The organism is Streptomyces sp. NBC_01431 (assembly GCF_036231355.1).
Lineage (GTDB): Bacteria > Actinomycetota > Actinomycetes > Streptomycetales > Streptomycetaceae > Streptomyces.
Map to the genome: position 1 here is coordinate 926,485 of NZ_CP109496.1, position 14,703 is coordinate 941,187.

Annotated in this window: 12 protein-coding genes; 9 read left to right on the plus strand and 3 right to left on the minus strand. The window is 70.5% G+C overall.

Translation table 11 applies throughout. The annotated features are described in order from the left end of the window. Positions 1–82 precede the first annotated feature (82 nt). Positions 83–2,671: an alpha-L-arabinofuranosidase C-terminal domain-containing protein gene (locus OG522_RS04460; RefSeq protein ID WP_329461600.1), complete on the minus strand. Its 2,589-nt coding sequence runs from the start codon at positions 2,669–2,671 to the stop codon at positions 83–85. Positions 2,672–2,906: 235 nt separating this feature from the next. On the opposite strand from OG522_RS04460, the gene OG522_RS04465 reads away from it, so the two are divergent. The 7 genes from OG522_RS04465 (at position 2,907) to OG522_RS04495 (ending at position 11,244) form a co-directional block, all read left to right on the plus strand. Continuing rightward, positions 2,907–4,067, plus strand: a complete 1,161-nt coding sequence (locus OG522_RS04465) for a mandelate racemase/muconate lactonizing enzyme family protein (protein ID WP_329461601.1) — start codon at positions 2,907–2,909, stop codon at positions 4,065–4,067. Beyond that, positions 4,064–5,077, plus strand: a complete 1,014-nt coding sequence (locus tag OG522_RS04470; protein WP_329461602.1) for a zinc-dependent alcohol dehydrogenase — start codon at positions 4,064–4,066, stop codon at positions 5,075–5,077. Before OG522_RS04465 ends, OG522_RS04470 begins: the two co-directional genes overlap by 4 nt. A gap of 82 nt (positions 5,078–5,159) precedes the next feature. Next, positions 5,160–6,140, plus strand: a complete 981-nt coding sequence (locus OG522_RS04475) for a hypothetical protein (RefSeq protein WP_329461603.1) — start codon at positions 5,160–5,162, stop codon at positions 6,138–6,140. Next, the gene (gene chvE / locus OG522_RS04480; protein ID WP_329461604.1) at positions 6,140–7,255 is read left to right on the plus strand and encodes a multiple monosaccharide ABC transporter substrate-binding protein; all 1,116 of its coding nucleotides are present in this window, start codon (positions 6,140–6,142) and stop codon (positions 7,253–7,255) included. The genes OG522_RS04475 and chvE overlap by 1 nt, the downstream gene beginning before the upstream one ends. A 32-nt stretch (positions 7,256–7,287) precedes the next feature. Continuing rightward, the gene (gene mmsA / locus OG522_RS04485) at positions 7,288–8,808 is read left to right on the plus strand and encodes a multiple monosaccharide ABC transporter ATP-binding protein (RefSeq protein ID WP_329467485.1); all 1,521 of its coding nucleotides are present in this window, start codon (positions 7,288–7,290) and stop codon (positions 8,806–8,808) included. Between the two features lie 5 nt (positions 8,809–8,813). Next, positions 8,814–10,049 carry a multiple monosaccharide ABC transporter permease gene (mmsB, locus tag OG522_RS04490; RefSeq protein ID WP_329461605.1) on the plus strand — a complete coding sequence of 412 codons (1,236 nt, stop codon included), beginning with the start codon at positions 8,814–8,816 and terminating at the stop codon, positions 10,047–10,049. 37 nt (positions 10,050–10,086) lie between these two features. After that, positions 10,087–11,244: an aldose epimerase family protein gene (locus OG522_RS04495; RefSeq protein ID WP_329461606.1), complete on the plus strand. Its 1,158-nt coding sequence runs from the start codon at positions 10,087–10,089 to the stop codon at positions 11,242–11,244. Positions 11,245–11,299: 55 nt separating this feature from the next. Here OG522_RS04495 and OG522_RS04500 read toward each other — a convergent pair whose 3' ends face one another. Next, a complete protein-coding gene (locus OG522_RS04500) occupies positions 11,300–12,142 on the minus strand; it encodes an SMP-30/gluconolactonase/LRE family protein (RefSeq protein WP_329461607.1) in 843 nt (280 codons plus the stop codon). Continuing rightward, positions 12,139–12,909, minus strand: coding sequence for an IclR family transcriptional regulator (locus OG522_RS04505; RefSeq protein ID WP_329461608.1), 771 nt, complete (start codon positions 12,907–12,909; stop codon positions 12,139–12,141). Before OG522_RS04505 ends, OG522_RS04500 begins: the two co-directional genes overlap by 4 nt. 375 nt (positions 12,910–13,284) lie before the next feature. Here OG522_RS04505 and OG522_RS04510 point away from each other — a divergent pair, with 375 nt between their 5' ends. Continuing rightward, a complete protein-coding gene (locus OG522_RS04510; RefSeq protein ID WP_329461609.1) occupies positions 13,285–13,884 on the plus strand; it encodes a hypothetical protein in 600 nt (199 codons plus the stop codon). Then, the gene (locus OG522_RS04515) at positions 13,871–14,623 is read left to right on the plus strand and encodes a class F sortase (RefSeq protein WP_329461610.1); all 753 of its coding nucleotides are present in this window, start codon (positions 13,871–13,873) and stop codon (positions 14,621–14,623) included. Before OG522_RS04510 ends, OG522_RS04515 begins: the two co-directional genes overlap by 14 nt. Positions 14,624–14,703 lie beyond the last annotated feature (80 nt).

The following is a 14,703-nucleotide window of genomic DNA, read 5'->3' on the forward strand; positions in this document are numbered from 1 at the left end:
GGGGCAACACCGCCATTCACGCCAAACGGGTACGACTGCCCCTCAACCCCCCTGATGAATCAGTGCCGTTGGGTGTCGGCTGTCAGCCCACCCGGACTTCCAGAACGGTGACCGAGTACGGCGCGAACGTCGCGGTGAAGGACGGGGCGACGCCGTTGACGGTACGGCCGCGGGGGACCACCGCCCGGGGATCGGCGAGGGTGTTGGTGGCCTCCTTGTCCGCCGCCGCGAGCACGGTGACGGCCGCCGTCGGATCGGTGCGGGTGACGCCCTCCAAGTTGACGGCCGTCCGGCGCGCGGTGCCGCCCGTGTTGATCACGGCCAGGTGGATGCGGCGCGTGCGCGGGTCGTGGGTGGTGACGGCGTTGAGTCCGGGCAGGGCACGCACCGCGGTGGGCAGCACGACCGTGCCACGGCGGGTGAGCAGCATCTGCTGCGCGTAGTAGCTCGGCGAGCTGTAGCTGGTCAGCGTGTCGTAGGCGATGAGGTTGGTGGCCCAGGTGTTGTCCCGTACGTGGCTGAACAGCGGCGCGTAGGACTCCATCAGGACCTGGTCGGAGTTGCGGATGAGCCCCGCGAGCCAGGAGGCGTCGCCGAGCGCGGCGTTGAGGTCGGGGGTGGGCCGCCCCTCCTGCGCCGCCCATTCCCCGACGAAGACCTTGGGGCTGTTGCGGTCACGCTGGTCGTACTTGTGGGAGCCGGCCTGGAAGGCGGAGGGCGACTGGTAGTAGTGCTCGTCGATCAGGTCGTACGGGCGCGAGGACACGGGGGTGGTGGCGATCAGCTTCAGCGCGGGGAAACGGGCCTTGATGGCGTCATGGAACGCGGCGTAACGCTCCTCGTAGGAACCGGACTTGTCGAACCCGTCCTCGTTGCCGATCTCGACGTATTTCAGCGGGAACGGCTTGGGGTGACCATCGGCGGCCCGCCGGGCGCCCCAGGTGGAGGTGGCGGGGCCGGTGATGTATTCGATCTGGTCCACGGCGTCCTGCACCAGGGGCTTCAGGGCGTCGCCGGTGACGTGGGCGCCCTGGAGGGAGTACCCGGCGTACACGCACAGCAGCGGCATGCAGCCCAGGTCCTCGGTCATCTGGAGGTATTCGGGCAGGCCGAGGCCGTCCGTGGACCAGTAGCCCCAGGCCGAGTTGCGGTGTCCGGGGCGCTGCTCGACGGGGCCGATGGTCTTCTTCCAGTCGAAGCGGTCGGCGATGACGTTGCCTTCGAGGTAGTTGCCCCCCGGGAAGCGCAGGAACTTCGGTTCCAGCGCAGCGAGTTGCTCCATGAGGTCGATGCGCAGTCCGTTCCTGCGGCCCTTGTAGGTGGGCGGGAAGAGGGAGACCTGGCTGAGCCAGAGCGTGCCGGGGGCGGAGGTGGTGACGGTGAGGCGGGCGTTCGCGGTGGTCGGGGCGGACGGGCCGGTGCGCAGGGCGAGTTCGTAGGAGCGCCAGCTTCCGGTGAGGGGCGCGGTGGTGCCGGTGGCGTAGACCTTGCCGTCGCTTCCGGTGAGGGCGATGGTCAACCTGCCTGATTTTCCAGCCGACTTGGCGTACAGGGAGGCGCGGTAGGTGGTGGACGGCCTGACCGGGAAGCCCCAGAACCCTTCGTTGGCCACGCCGTCGCCCGCCGATTTGGCCGTGACGCGCAGCGACTGGGTGAGGGCGGCGTTGAGCGGCTGGGCGGTGTCGATGGCTGCCTCGGCGCCACCGGTGACGCTCCAGTGCAGCGGGGTGTCGGCGGCCATGAAGCTGCGGTTGTTGACGAGTTCGGCGTAGAGGCCGCCCTCGCCGCTGTGGTTGATGTCCTCGAAGAAGATCCCGCCGAGATCGGAGCTGACCTGCGGGCCGGGGTGGGCGGTGTCGACGGTCAGCAGGGGCTGGGTCGATTCGACGGGTACGCCGGCGAGTGCTGCGGCGTCGGCGGCGCTCAGCGCGCTGCCGAAGACCTGGACGTCATCGATGCGGCCGTGGGCCTGGTCGACCTGGGCCCCGCCGAACAAGCCCCGGCCGACGGCGGTCGCACCGGTCGCCGGCCAGCCCCCGGTGTAAGGGGCCTCGCCTTCCAGGACGCCGTTGACGTAGAGGCGTATGGCACCGGCGGCCGTGTCGGCCACGCCGAGCAGGTGGTACCAGGTGCCGGTCACGGGCGCGGCCGCGGCACCGGCGACCGCGGCCCCGCCGTTCGCCGAGGTCGCGTCGGACGGCAGCCGGGTGAACGCGAACGCACCGGTGTCATCGCGGAGTTGGAGGTAGAAGCCGCTCACCGCGAGGCCGTCGACCGAGACGAAGGTCTGGTATCCGGCGGCGGAGGTGAGCTGGACCCAGGCGGCGACGCTGAAGCTCTTGGCGGTGTCCACCACGGGAGCGGCCGCCGACGCACAGCCCCCCGCCGAGAGGTCGAGGCTGGACGCGCCGGACTTCGCCGCACCCCACTTCGCGCCCCCGGTGAGAGTGAGCGTGCGGCCGTTGCCGGAGCTGTCGGCGGCGCTCGTCCCGGCGCCTTCGTCGAAAGGCCAGTGGGCGAGGGGCGCGGGCAGCGAGGACTCGGCGCCCCGCGCGGGGGACGCCGCGAAGGCGGGAGCGCCGACCACACCGGCCAGCGGTAGGGCGCCGAGCGCGGTGACGACCGCTCGGCGGCTCGGCCCGGGAGCGGCGGCGGAGGTGGACTGTGTCATGCGGGGGCTCCTCAATTCTCGGTATACGTTCGAGATTTCGGGCAATGTTCTGCATTTCGACGCCGGGGAGCATCCCCTCTCCCCGAGCACCTCGTCAACACCCCGGGACATCCCGGAAACCGTTCCTGCTCGACCCATTGACACCCCCGGTCGCACGTTATTACGGTCACGCCAGCATTTCGAACGCATGACGAAATTTCGAACGTCACAGACAGCAGCCTCGGGAGCAACTGCCTTGCGAATCACGGGAATCAGCACCCATGTAGTCGGAACCCCCTGGCGCAACCTCACTTACGTGCAGGTCCACACCGATGAGGGCCTGACCGGCGTCGGCGAGACCCGGATGCTCGGCCGCACCGACGCACTGATCGGCTATCTCCGCGAGGCGGAGGCCAACCACATCGCGGGCTCCGACCCGTTCGCGATCGAGGACCTCGTGCGGCGGATGAAGTACGGCGACTACGGGCGGGCCGGCGAGATCGTGATGTCGGGCATCGCGGTGGTGGAGATGGCCTGCTGGGACATCAAGGGCAAGGCGCTCGGCGTCCCGGTGTGGGAGCTGCTGGGCGGCCGGGTGACCGACCGGGTCAAGGCGTACGCCAACGGCTGGTATACCACCGAGCGCACACCGGAGGCCTACCACAAGGCGGCGGCCGCGGTCGTCGAGCGCGGTTACCGGGCGCTGAAGATCGACCCGTTCGGCACCGGCCACTTCGAGCTTGACCGCCGACAGTCCCTGTACGCCGTCTCGTTGATCGAGGCGGTGCGGGACGCGATCGGCCCGGACACCGAGCTGATGCTGGAGATGCACGGCCGGTTCTCGCCCGCGACCGCCGTCCGCCTCGCCCACGAGCTGGCGCCGTTCGAGCCCGCGTGGCTGGAGGAGCCGGTCCCGCCGGAGAACCTCAAGGCGCTGGCGAAGGTCGCCGGGAAGGTCGACATCCCGCTGGCGACCGGTGAACGCATCCATGACCGGATCGAGTTCCGCGAGCTCTTCGAGTCGCAGGCCGTCGACATCATCCAGCCGGACCTCGGCCACATCGGCGGCATCCTGGAGACCAGGAAGCTCGCGGCGACCGCTGAGACGCACTACATGCTGGTCGCGCCGCACAACGTGGGCGGTTCGGTGCTGACCGCGGCCTCGCTCCACGTAGCGGGCTGCACGCCGAACTTCAAGATCCTTGAACACTTCAACGACTTCGCGGACGCCGAGATCAAGAAGGTCGTCAAGGGTGCCCCCCAGGTGGTCGACGGCTACTTCGAGCTGCCCAAGGGGCCGGGTCTCGGCGTGGAGCTCGACGTGGACGCGGCGGCCGAATTCCCGCAACAGCAGGCCCGGTTCGACCTGTGGGCCGAGGGCTGGGAGAAGCGCGACCCCTCCGGGGCACGGGGATGAGCAGCCGTGCGATCGTGGTCGACGCGCCGGGCAGCCACCGCCTGGTCACCGGCCCGCGCCCGGAGCCCGGCCCCGGCGAGGTCGTCGTGCGGGTCGCGGCCGCCGGCATCTGCCTGAGCGACCGCGAAGTGTACGAGGGCCACCGCGCCCCCGGTTACGTCCGCTATCCGGTCACCCCCGGCCACGAGTGGGCCGGGACCGTCGAGGCGGCCGGGGCGGGCGTCGATCCCGGGCTCGTCGGGCGCAGGACGGTCGCCGAGGGCTTCCGCAGCTGCGGCACCTGCGAGCGGTGCCGCAGCGGCGAGACCTCGCTGTGCAGCGCCGCGTACGCCGAGACCGGCTTCACGCATCCCGGCGGCTTCGCCGACCACGTGGTGGTCCCGGCCAGGCTGCTGCACCCGCTGCCGGACGACGCGGACCTGCGCGCCGCCAGCCTGCTCGAACCGGCCGCCGTGGTCGCCGCCGCCGTACGGGCCGCCGCGCCCGAGGCGGGCGAGCGGATCGCGGTCGTGGGGGCGGGCACGCTCGGCCTGCTCGCGGTCCAGTTCCTGGCCGGGTACTCCCCCGCGGAACTGACGGCGATCGACCCCCGCGTCGAACGCGCCGAACGGGCCCGCGCCATGGGAGCCACCGAGGCTCGCACCCCCGACCTTTCGTCCGATGTGCACGGCCGCTACGACCTCGTCGTCGAGACGGCGGGGGCGCCGTACACCGCCGCCGATTCCTGCCTGCTCGCCCGGCGCGGCGGTCGGGTGGTCCTGACCGGGATGTTCGCCGCGGGCGCGCGGGGGATCGACCCGGTGCACCTGTCGGTCAGCCAGCTCACCGTGCGCAGCGTCTTCGGGGCGTCCTCCGCCGCCTGGTCCTTCGCCGTCCGGGCGTACGCCGCCGGGCGGATCGATCCGGCCGCGCTGATCACCCACGAGTTCCCGCTGGACCGGTACGCCGACGCCCTCGCGCTGGTCGGCGGCGGGGACCCCACGACCGGAAAGGTCGTGCTGCGCCCTTAGGCGCGGCTTCATGCCCTATGACCCGAACCTCGTTCGAGATACCGAACATTCTTGACCCCCGCTCACGCAAGGAACCCCGCCTGTGACCGATACATCAGCCCTCCCCGAAGACAGGCGGCCCCGCCGCCCCGGCGAGCGGGCCCTGACGGCCCTCGGCCTCGCCGCGCCCGCCGACAACCCCGCCGACTCCTCCCCTCACCTCTTCCCCGACGGCGGCGCCTGGCGCACCGAGATCCCCTCGGTCGAGGGGCCGGAGGCACTGGGCGTCGTCCTCAAGGAGTCCACGCGGCTCGACGTGCCCGTACACCGCATCAGCCAGGGCAGCGGGGTGTGGATGCTGTCCGATGCCGAGATCACCGAGATGGCCGGGGCGTGTGCGGCACGCGGCATCGAGCTCTGCCTCTTCACCGGCCCGCGCGGCACCTGGGACACCGGCGGCTCCACGCGCACCGGCTCGGGCGGCGCCGGACTGCGCGCCCGGGGCCACGACGCGCTCGCGGGATGCGTCGAGGACGCCCTGCGGGCAACGGAGTTGGGGGTTCCCTGCCTGCTCGTGGCCGACGAGGGGGTGCTGTGGACGCTGCACCGGCTGCGCGAACAGGGGCTGCTGCCCGCGGACACCACCCTGAAGGTCTCGGCACTGATCGGCCCGGTCAACCCGGCCTCGGTCTCGGTGTACGAGCGGCTCGGCGCGGACTCGGTGAACGTCCCCTCCGATCTGACGGGCAGTCACTTCACGGAAATCCGGCGGGTGTCGGGGGTGCCGCTCGACCTGTACATCGAGGCGCCGGACGACCTCGGCGGCTACGTGCGCATGTACGAGACGGCCGAGCTGATCCGCAGGGCCGCGCCGCTGTACCTCAAGTTCGGCCTGTCCAGGGCGCCCGGCATCTACCCGTACGGCGCGCATCTGCGCGACACCGCCCTGGACACGGCACGCGAACGCGTGCGCCGCGGCCGCCTGGTGCTCGACCTGCTCGCCCGGCACGGCGCCGACGGCGGCATGTCCCCGCTCGGTTCCCGCCTGCCCGGCCAACTCAACCGCTTCTCCCAGAAGGACTGATGACCATGCGCCACACCCGCAGAGCAGCCCTCGCCATCCTCGCCGGCTCCCTGGCCCTCGCGCTCACCGCCTGCGGCCAGAGCAGCGAGGGCGGCAGCAAGGACACCAAGAAGGGCGGCAAGGGCTCCACCATCGGCATCGCCATGCCGACCAAGTCGTCCGAGCGGTGGATCAACGACGGCAACAACATGGTCAAGCAGTTCCAGGAGCTCGGCTACAAGACCGACCTCCAGTACGGCGAGGACAACGTCGACCAGCAGGTGGCCCAGATCGAGAACATGATCACCAAGGGCGTGGACGTCCTGGTGGTCGCCGCCATCGACGGCCGGGCCCTGAGCGACGTCCTCAAGCAGGCTGGCGACCAGCACATCAAGGTGATCTCCTACGACCGGCTCATCCTCGGCACGCCGAACGTCGACTACTACGCCTCCTTCGACAACGAGAAGGTCGGCGTACTCCAAGCCACCTACATCCTCGACAAGCTGGGGCTCAAGGACGGCAGCAAGAAGGGGCCGTTCAACATCGAGCTGTTCGCCGGATCACCGGACGACAACAACACCCGCTACTTCTTCCAGGGCGCCATGAAGACGCTCCAGCCCTACCTCGACAAGAAGCAGCTGGTGGTGCAGAGCGGGCAGACCCAGCTCAACCAGGTGACCACACTGCGCTGGGACGGCGCGACCGCGCAGAAGCGCATGGACGACCTGTTGACCAAGGCGTACTCCTCGGCGCGCGTGGACGCCGTGCTCTCTCCGTACGACGGGATCTCCATCGGCATCCTGTCCTCACTGCGTTCCGCCGGTTACGGCAACGCCGCCAAGCCCTACCCGATCGTCACCGGGCAGGACGCGGAGGTGGCGTCGGTGAAGTCGATCATCGCGGGCGATCAGACCCAGACCGTCTACAAGGACACCCGGGCGCTCGCCAAGCAGGCGGTGCAGATGGCCGACGCCGTGCTGAACGACAAGACCCCGCAGGTCAACGACACCAAGACGTACGACAACGAGAAGAAGGTCGTGCCGTCCTTCCTGCTCAACCCGGTGAGCGTCGACAAGTCCAACTACCAGTCGGTGCTGGTGGATTCGGGCTACATCAAAGCGAGTGCCCTGAAGTGAGCACCGCGGTCCCGGACGCGCCGGTCCTCGAAATGCGCTCCATCGTCAAGACCTTCCCGGGTGTGCGAGCCCTGTCCGACGTCTCGCTCACCGTCGCCGCGGGCGAGGTCCACGCCGTCTGCGGGGAGAACGGCGCGGGCAAGTCGACCCTGATGAAGGTCCTCAGCGGTGTCCATCCGCACGGGAGCTACGAGGGCGACATCCTGTTCCAGGGCGAGCCCTGCGCCTTCAAGGACATCCGGGCGAGCGAGGCGCGCGGCATCGTCATCATCCACCAGGAACTCGCGCTCGTCCCGTACCTGTCGATCGCCGAGAACATCTTCCTCGGCAACGAGCACGCCACCCGCGGGGTGATCAGCTGGCACGAGACGCTGAAGCAGGCCGCCCGGCTCCTGAAACGGGTCGGCCTGAACGAGCACCCGCAGACCAGGGTCGCGGACATCGGCGTCGGCAAGCAGCAGCTGGTGGAGATCGCGAAGGCTCTCTCCAAGGAGGTCAGACTGCTCATCCTGGACGAGCCGACGGCCGCCCTCAACGACGAGGACAGTGCCCATCTCCTGGACCTCATCCAGGAGTTGAAGCAGCAGGGCATCACCTCGATCGTCATCTCGCACAAGCTCAACGAGATCGCCGCGGTCGCCGACTCCGTCACCGTCATCCGCGACGGCCGCACCATCGAAACCCTCAACGTGAAGGATCCCGCCACGACCGAGGACCGGATCATCCGGGCCATGGTCGGCCGCGACCTCGACCACCGCTTCCCCGACCGGACGCCGTACGAGGGCGATCCGGGCGCCCATCCGGCCCTTGAGGTACTCGACTGGACCGTGCACCACCCCATCGACCAGCAGCGCAAGGTCGTCGACGGTGTCTCCGTGCAGGTGCGGCGGGGCGAGATCGTCGGCATCGCGGGCCTGATGGGCGCCGGCCGCACCGAACTCGCGATGAGCGTGTTCGGCCGCTCCTACGGGCGGGGCATCAGCGGCACGGTACGCAAGGACGGCCGCGAGATCCGCACCCGGACCGTGCCCGAGGCGGTCGGCCACGGCATCGCCTACGTCACCGAGGACCGCAAGCAGTACGGCCTCAACCTCATCGACAACATCGCCCGCAACATCACCACCGCCGCGCTCGGCAAGGTGTCCCGGCGCGGGGTGGTCGACGAGCACGAGGAGCGGCGGGTCGCCGAGTCGTACCGCAGGTCCATGAACATCAAGGCGCCCACCGTCTTCGAGCAGGTGGGACGGCTGTCCGGCGGCAACCAGCAGAAGGTCGTACTCAGCAAGTGGATCTTCGCGGGTCCCGATGTGCTGATCCTCGACGAGCCGACCCGCGGCATCGACGTGGGTGCCAAGTACGAGATCTACACCGTCATCGACCAGCTCGCGGCTCAAGGCAAGGCCGTCGTCTTCATCTCCTCCGAACTCCCCGAACTGCTCGGCATGTGCGACCGCATCTACACGATGGCGGCCGGCCGGCTCACGGGTGAGATCGCGCGGGCGGAGGCGACGCAGGAAGTGCTGATGCGCCACATGACCACGAACAAGAGGTAGTCGCCATGGGTCCGGTCTCCACCGATACCCCCAGGAGCGCCCCGTCGGCGCCCGGTTCCCCGCGTCCGGCGCCCGGTGCGCTGCTCCTTGACGCGGCGCGCCGCAACATGCGCCAGTACGGAATGCTGGTCGCGCTCGGCCTGATCGTCGTGCTGTTCCAGATCTGGACCGGCGGGGTGCTGCTCAAGCCGAACAACGTCACCAACCTGGTGCTCCAGAACAGTTACATCCTGGTCCTCGCCATCGGCATGATGATCGTCATCATCGCGGGCCACATCGACCTGTCGGTCGGCTCGCTCGCGGCCTTCGTCTCGGCGGCCTGTGCCGTGATGATGGTCGAACACCATGTGCCCTGGGTGCTCGCGCTGGTCGTGGCGCTGGTCATCGGCGCGGTCGCGGGCGCCTGGCAGGGCTTCTGGATCGCGTACGTCGGGATTCCGTCGTTCATCGTCACACTGGCCGGGATGCTGCTGTTCCGCGGCGGCACCCAGATCCTGCTCGGCTCACGCTCGCTCGGCCCGTTCCCCGACGGCTTCCAGAAGATCTCCACCGGCTACCTCCCGGCGGTCGGGCCGAACACCAACTACCACAACCTGACACTGCTGTTGGGCCTGGCCCTGATCGCCGTCGTGGTGGTCCAGGAGCTGCGGTCGCGGCGGCGCCAGCGGGCGTACGAACTCGATGTGCTTCCGCAGGGCCTGTTCATCGCCAAGCTGGTGGCGATGGTGGCCGCCGTCCTCGCGTTCACGATGACGCTGGCCAGCTACCGGGGTGTCCCGGTGGTGCTGCTCCTGCTCGCGGGGCTGCTCATCGGTCTCGGCTTCGTGATGCGTAACGCGGTCGTCGGGCGCCATGTGTACGCGCTGGGCGGCAACCAGGCGGCGGCGAAGCTGTCGGGCGTCAAGGACAAGCGGGTCACCTTCCTGGTCTTCGTCACCATGGGCGTGCTCGCGGCGCTGGCCGGCGTCGTTTTCGCGGCCCGCCTGAACGCGGGCACCCCCAACGCCGGCGTGAACTTCGAACTGGAGGCGATCGCGGCCTCGTTCATCGGCGGCGCGTCGATGAGCGGCGGCGTGGGCACGGTGTTCGGCGCCATCATCGGCGGCCTGGTCCTCGGCGTACTCAACAACGGCATGTCCCTGGTGGGCGTCGGCACGGACTACCAGCAGGTCATCAAGGGGCTCGTGCTCCTGGCCGCGGTGGGCTTCGACGTCTACAACAAGCGCAAGGTCGGTTCGTGAGTCCCTCCGATTCCCCTCTCCCCGAAGGAGCCGCACCATGAGCACCAGCAGGCGCACCGTACTGGCGGCCGGCGCCGCCGCCGGACTGGCCGCGACGGTCCTCGGCACCACCACCGCCCACGCCGCCGCACCCCGCCACTCCCCCTCGAAGAAGCACTTCGGCACCCTGGCCGACGGCACCGTGGTGGACGTCTGGACCGTCGGCAACGGCGGCATCCGGCTCCAGGTCCTGTCCTACGGCGGCATCATCCACTCGCTCGAAGTCCCGGACGCCGAGGGCCGTTTGGCGAACATCGCGCTCGGCTTCGACAACCTCGCGGACTACGTCGCGAAGAGCCCGTACTTCGGCGGGCTCATCGGAAGGTACGGCAACCGCATCGCCGCGGGCCGGTTCACGCTCGACGGCCACACCTACCAACTCCCGCTCAACGACGGTGCGAACAGCCTGCACGGCGGCACCCGGGGCTTCGACAAGCAGATGTGGCACGTGGAGCCGTTCACCCGCGGCTCGGACACCGGTCTCGTCCTGACCCGGACCTCGCCGGACGGCGAGATGGGTTACCCGGGCACCCTGAAGGTCCAGGTCACCTACACCCTGACCGCGCGCGGCGCCTGGCGGATCGACTACGAGGCGACGACCGACCGGCCGACCGTCGTCAACCTCACCAGCCACACCTATTTCAACCTGGCGGGCGAGGGCAGCGGTTCCGTGTACGACCACACCCTGGAACTGGCCGCCTCGCGCTACACACCCATCGACGCGGGCCTCATCCCGACCGGCGAGCTGGCCCGGGTGGCCGGCACGCCCTTCGACTTCCGGTGCGCCAAGCCGGTCGGCCGCGACATCCGCGAGGGCGATCAGCAACTGGTCCGCGCCAAGGGCTTCGACCACAACTGGGTGCTGGACAAGGGGATTTCGTCCGCGCCCCGCTACGCGCTCACCCTCGCCGAACCGACCTCGGGCCGTGTGATGCGGATGTACACCACCGAGCCGGGGCTGCAGTTCTACAGCGGCAACTTCCTGGACGCCACTTTGGTGGGCACCTCGGGCCACATCTACCGGCAGGGCGATGCCCTCTGCCTGGAGGCCCAGCACTTCCCGGACTCCCCCAACCACCCGGCGTTCCCCTCGACGGTGCTGCGGCCGGGCGCGACGTACCGGACATCGACGGTGCACTCCTTCTCGACGCGCTGAACACAACCGTGCGCCCCGCCGGATTCCGGCGGGGCGCACGGCATTTGACGGACGGTCAGCCCGCGAACGCGAAGCCCGGCAGTCCGCGTCCCGCACCAGGGAGCACCAGCACCGACCCCGCGAGGGGATGCGGGGCGCTCTCCGCGACGCGGGCGGTGGTGACGTACAGGTCGGTGAGGTCCGGTCCGCCGAACGCGCAGGCGGTGGGGCAGTGCACGGGTAGCTCGACGACCAGGTCGAGGGTGCCGTCCGCCGCGTACCGCCGGATCGCGTTCCCGCCCCACAGCGCCACCCAGACGCCTCCCTCGGCATCCACGGCGAGCCCGTCGGGATGCCCCGCGATTGCGGGTATCTCGGCGAACGGCCGCCTGTCATGGGCTAGTTGGCCGTCGAAGTCGAAGACGTCGATGCGCCGGGTCGGGGTGTCGATGTAGTACATGAGCCGACCGTCCGGGCTCCAGCCGATGCCGTTGCTGACGGTCGCGTCGCCGAGGACCTCGGTCGCCGTGCCGTCCGGGGCGACCCGGGCCAGCGAGCCGCCGGCCGGCGCCTCGTCGTACCGCATGGTCCCGGCCCAGAGCGCCCCGTCCGGGGCGACGGCCGCGTCATTGGCGCGCCGTCCGGCCACGGCGTCGCGCACCAGCCAGCGGAACCCGCCGTCGGGACCGTACAGTCCGACGCCGTCCCGCAGGTTGACGACCAGACCGCCACCGGCCCTCGGCTTCGCCGCGCCGACGTGCTGTTCGGTGGCCATGACGGTACGGTGCCCGTCGCCCGGCGCGTAGGTGTGGATCCGGGAGGAGAGGATGTCGACCCAGATCAGCCGCCCGGTCACGGGGTCCCAGGTGGGCCCTTCCCCGAGTGCGGCCGCTTCCCGGACCGCGAGCTCGTACCTCATCGCGCCCCCCGGTGACCCAGGCGTACGGACAGGTCCGCCGCGCCCTTCTGGGCGAGCTCGGCCAGCTCCGCCTCCCGCTGCCCGCTCCACCTGACCATCGGCACGGAGACCGAGAGCGCGGCGACGACCCGGCCCGCGCTGTCCCGGACCGGCGCGGCCACACAGCTCACGTCCGGATTGGACTCCTGGTGCTCGACGGCGACGCCCCGGGCACGGATGCCGTCGAGAGCGGTGCGCAGGGTGGCGGGGTCGGTGATGCTGGCAGCGGTCATGGCGGCGAGTTCGCGCCCTGCCAGCCGGGCGTCGAGTTCGGCCTCGGGCAGCGCGGCGAGCAGCATCTTGCCGACGGAGGTGCAGTGCGCGGGCAACCGGCGGCCGGCGGCCGAGACCATGCGGACGGCGTGGGTGGAGTCGACCTTGGCGATGTAGATGACGTCGGCGTCCTCCAGGATCGCGACATGGACGGTCTCGCCGCAGGTCTCGGCGACCTCGCGGGCCACCTGCTGTCCCTCAGCGGCCAGGTCGAGCTGCTCGGCGTAGCGGCTGCCGAGCTGGTAGTTGCGCACACCGAGGCGGTACCGGCCGGGCTGCTCGGGCACGGGCGCGAGGTAGGAACGCGCGGACAGGGTGGTGAGCAGCTCATGGACGGTGGTGCGGGGAAGCTGGAGTCGGCGCGTGACATCGGGCGCGGAGAGGCTGCCCTCGCTCTCCAGGAAGAGTTCGAGGACGTCCATCGCCCTGGCCACCGCGGGAACCAGTCGGCCCATGCTCGGCCACCCACCCTCCGTGTTCGAAACTCCGGCCATCGACCGGCATGACGAACACAGGCTATCCACTGAGGTGTTCACCCGGCAATGGCTCCAGACCTGTGACCCGAGCCGCACACCGCCAAGGGTCCAAGGAAGCGCCGCACCAACGTACCGAGGGGCACCGGAGCCGCGTCCGGGCAAGTGCGGCCGCCGGGGCAGCGTGCGGCCCCCCGCCCGAGGGCGCGGTGGGTAGCCGCTCCCGGCCGCGTTGCGTCGCACGGGTGAGATCCGGGGCGTGTCGCGGCGGGGCGCCGCCACCGCGCCGGGCGGGCGTGAAAGGGAGTCACTCAACACCCGATTTGTATGACCATCATCCGAATCAGAGGAACGCGTATGCCTGCCTCAGCACTTCCCGCCCGCGCCCGCACGCGTGCCACCGCCGTCGTGGCGCTCGCCGTAGCGGGAACCGCTCTCATCGGCGCCCCGGCCGCCGTCGCCGCACCCGGCGACAACGGCGACGTCAAGATCCACGCAATGGGGACGCTCTTCACCGACCCGCGCAACGAACCCAAGGTCTGCGGCTTCTACCTGGACGCCTCCAACTTCGACGTCGCCCAGGGCGTCACCTGGGACATCAGCACCCAGCCCGAGCGGGTCGGCGGCGCCACCCTGTCCGGCGCCATCACCCTGGCGGCCGGCCTCGGGCACACCCTGCCGCTGACGCTGCCCAACGGTCAGTACAAGCTCGTCTGGAACGTCACCGGCGGCAACGGAGTGGCCAAGCAGAAGGTCTTCCAGGTCGACTGCACGGTGACCCCCGGTGCGCGCGCGGCGGGCGGCCCCCCGCGGGGCGGCGTGGCAGCGGGCGGCGGCGGTCTCGCCGAGACACCGGGCATCCCGCAGGCCGGCGGCGTGGCAGCCGTCGGACTGGTCTCGGTCGCCGGAGTACTCTTCGTCCGCCGGCTCCGACGCCGCCGCGATGGCGCAGCGTAGACGCACCCCCACCGCCCGGCACCGGACGCGCGCCTACCGCCTGACGAGGACGGCGGCGATGGCCCTGTCCCTGGTGGTGGGCGGCGCCTGGTGGGCCCAGACCGACGAGGGGGCCGCACCCTCCCCGTCGGCCGCCGTCGACGCCGGGCCCCACTATGCCGAGGCGGCTGCCATGCCCGTCGGCGACAGCCGGGGCCCGGCGCCCACCCGCCCGGCGCCGCCGCGTCCACTGCCGCCCTCCCCCGCGGTCTCACTGGCGGTTCCCTACCTCGGCATCGCGGCCCCGGTCACCCCGCTCGGACTCGACGCGCAGCAGCACCTGGCCACCCCGCCCGTCGACAACCCCAAGCTGGTGGGCTGGTACCAACACGGGCCGTCCCCGGGCGAGTTGGGCACGGCCGTGGCCGTTGGCCACCGCGACACCCGCACCGGGGCGGCCGTCTTCGCCAGTCTCTACGCGATGCGCCCCGGCCGACTGGTGGAGGCCCGCCGCGCCGACGGCAAGGTCGCCGTGTACACGGTGGACGCCGTCAGGACCTACGCGAAGGCCCGCTTCCCCAACCGGGAGGTGTACGGTCCGACGGGCCGCCCGGAGCTCCGGCTGATCACGTGCGGCGGCAAGTTCAGCCCGAAGACCGGCTACGCGAGCAACGTCGTCGTCTTCGCCCATCTGACCCAGGTCCGCTCCGCCCCGCTCTCCCAACTGGCGGCCGGAAAACGCCCCTTGAAGAAGCGGTGACGTCCAGCCCTTATTGACACCGCTGTCAATGACATGGACATTACTAGTCGCTCATCCGGCTCCCCGGCGCCCCACCCACG

Excerpts from the sequence above, each read along its gene's own strand:
- OG522_RS04460 (WP_329461600.1), bottom strand. The coding sequence starts at position 2,671 with ATGACACAGTCCACCTCCGCCGCCGCTCCCGGGCCGAGCCGCCGAGCG.
- OG522_RS04515 (WP_329461610.1), top strand. The coding sequence starts at position 13,871 with ATGGCGCAGCGTAGACGCACCCCCACCGCCCGGCACCGGACGCGCGCC.
- OG522_RS04495 (WP_329461606.1), top strand. The coding sequence starts at position 10,087 with ATGAGCACCAGCAGGCGCACCGTACTGGCGGCCGGCGCCGCCGCCGGA.
- mmsA (WP_329467485.1), top strand. The coding sequence starts at position 7,288 with ATGCGCTCCATCGTCAAGACCTTCCCGGGTGTGCGAGCCCTGTCCGAC.
- OG522_RS04500 (WP_329461607.1), bottom strand. The coding sequence starts at position 12,142 with ATGAGGTACGAGCTCGCGGTCCGGGAAGCGGCCGCACTCGGGGAAGGG.
- mmsB (WP_329461605.1), top strand. The coding sequence starts at position 8,814 with ATGGGTCCGGTCTCCACCGATACCCCCAGGAGCGCCCCGTCGGCGCCC.
- chvE (WP_329461604.1), top strand. The coding sequence starts at position 6,140 with ATGACCATGCGCCACACCCGCAGAGCAGCCCTCGCCATCCTCGCCGGC.
- OG522_RS04510 (WP_329461609.1), top strand. The coding sequence starts at position 13,285 with ATGCCTGCCTCAGCACTTCCCGCCCGCGCCCGCACGCGTGCCACCGCC.
- OG522_RS04470 (WP_329461602.1), top strand. The coding sequence starts at position 4,064 with ATGAGCAGCCGTGCGATCGTGGTCGACGCGCCGGGCAGCCACCGCCTG.
- OG522_RS04505 (WP_329461608.1), bottom strand. The coding sequence starts at position 12,909 with ATGGGCCGACTGGTTCCCGCGGTGGCCAGGGCGATGGACGTCCTCGAA.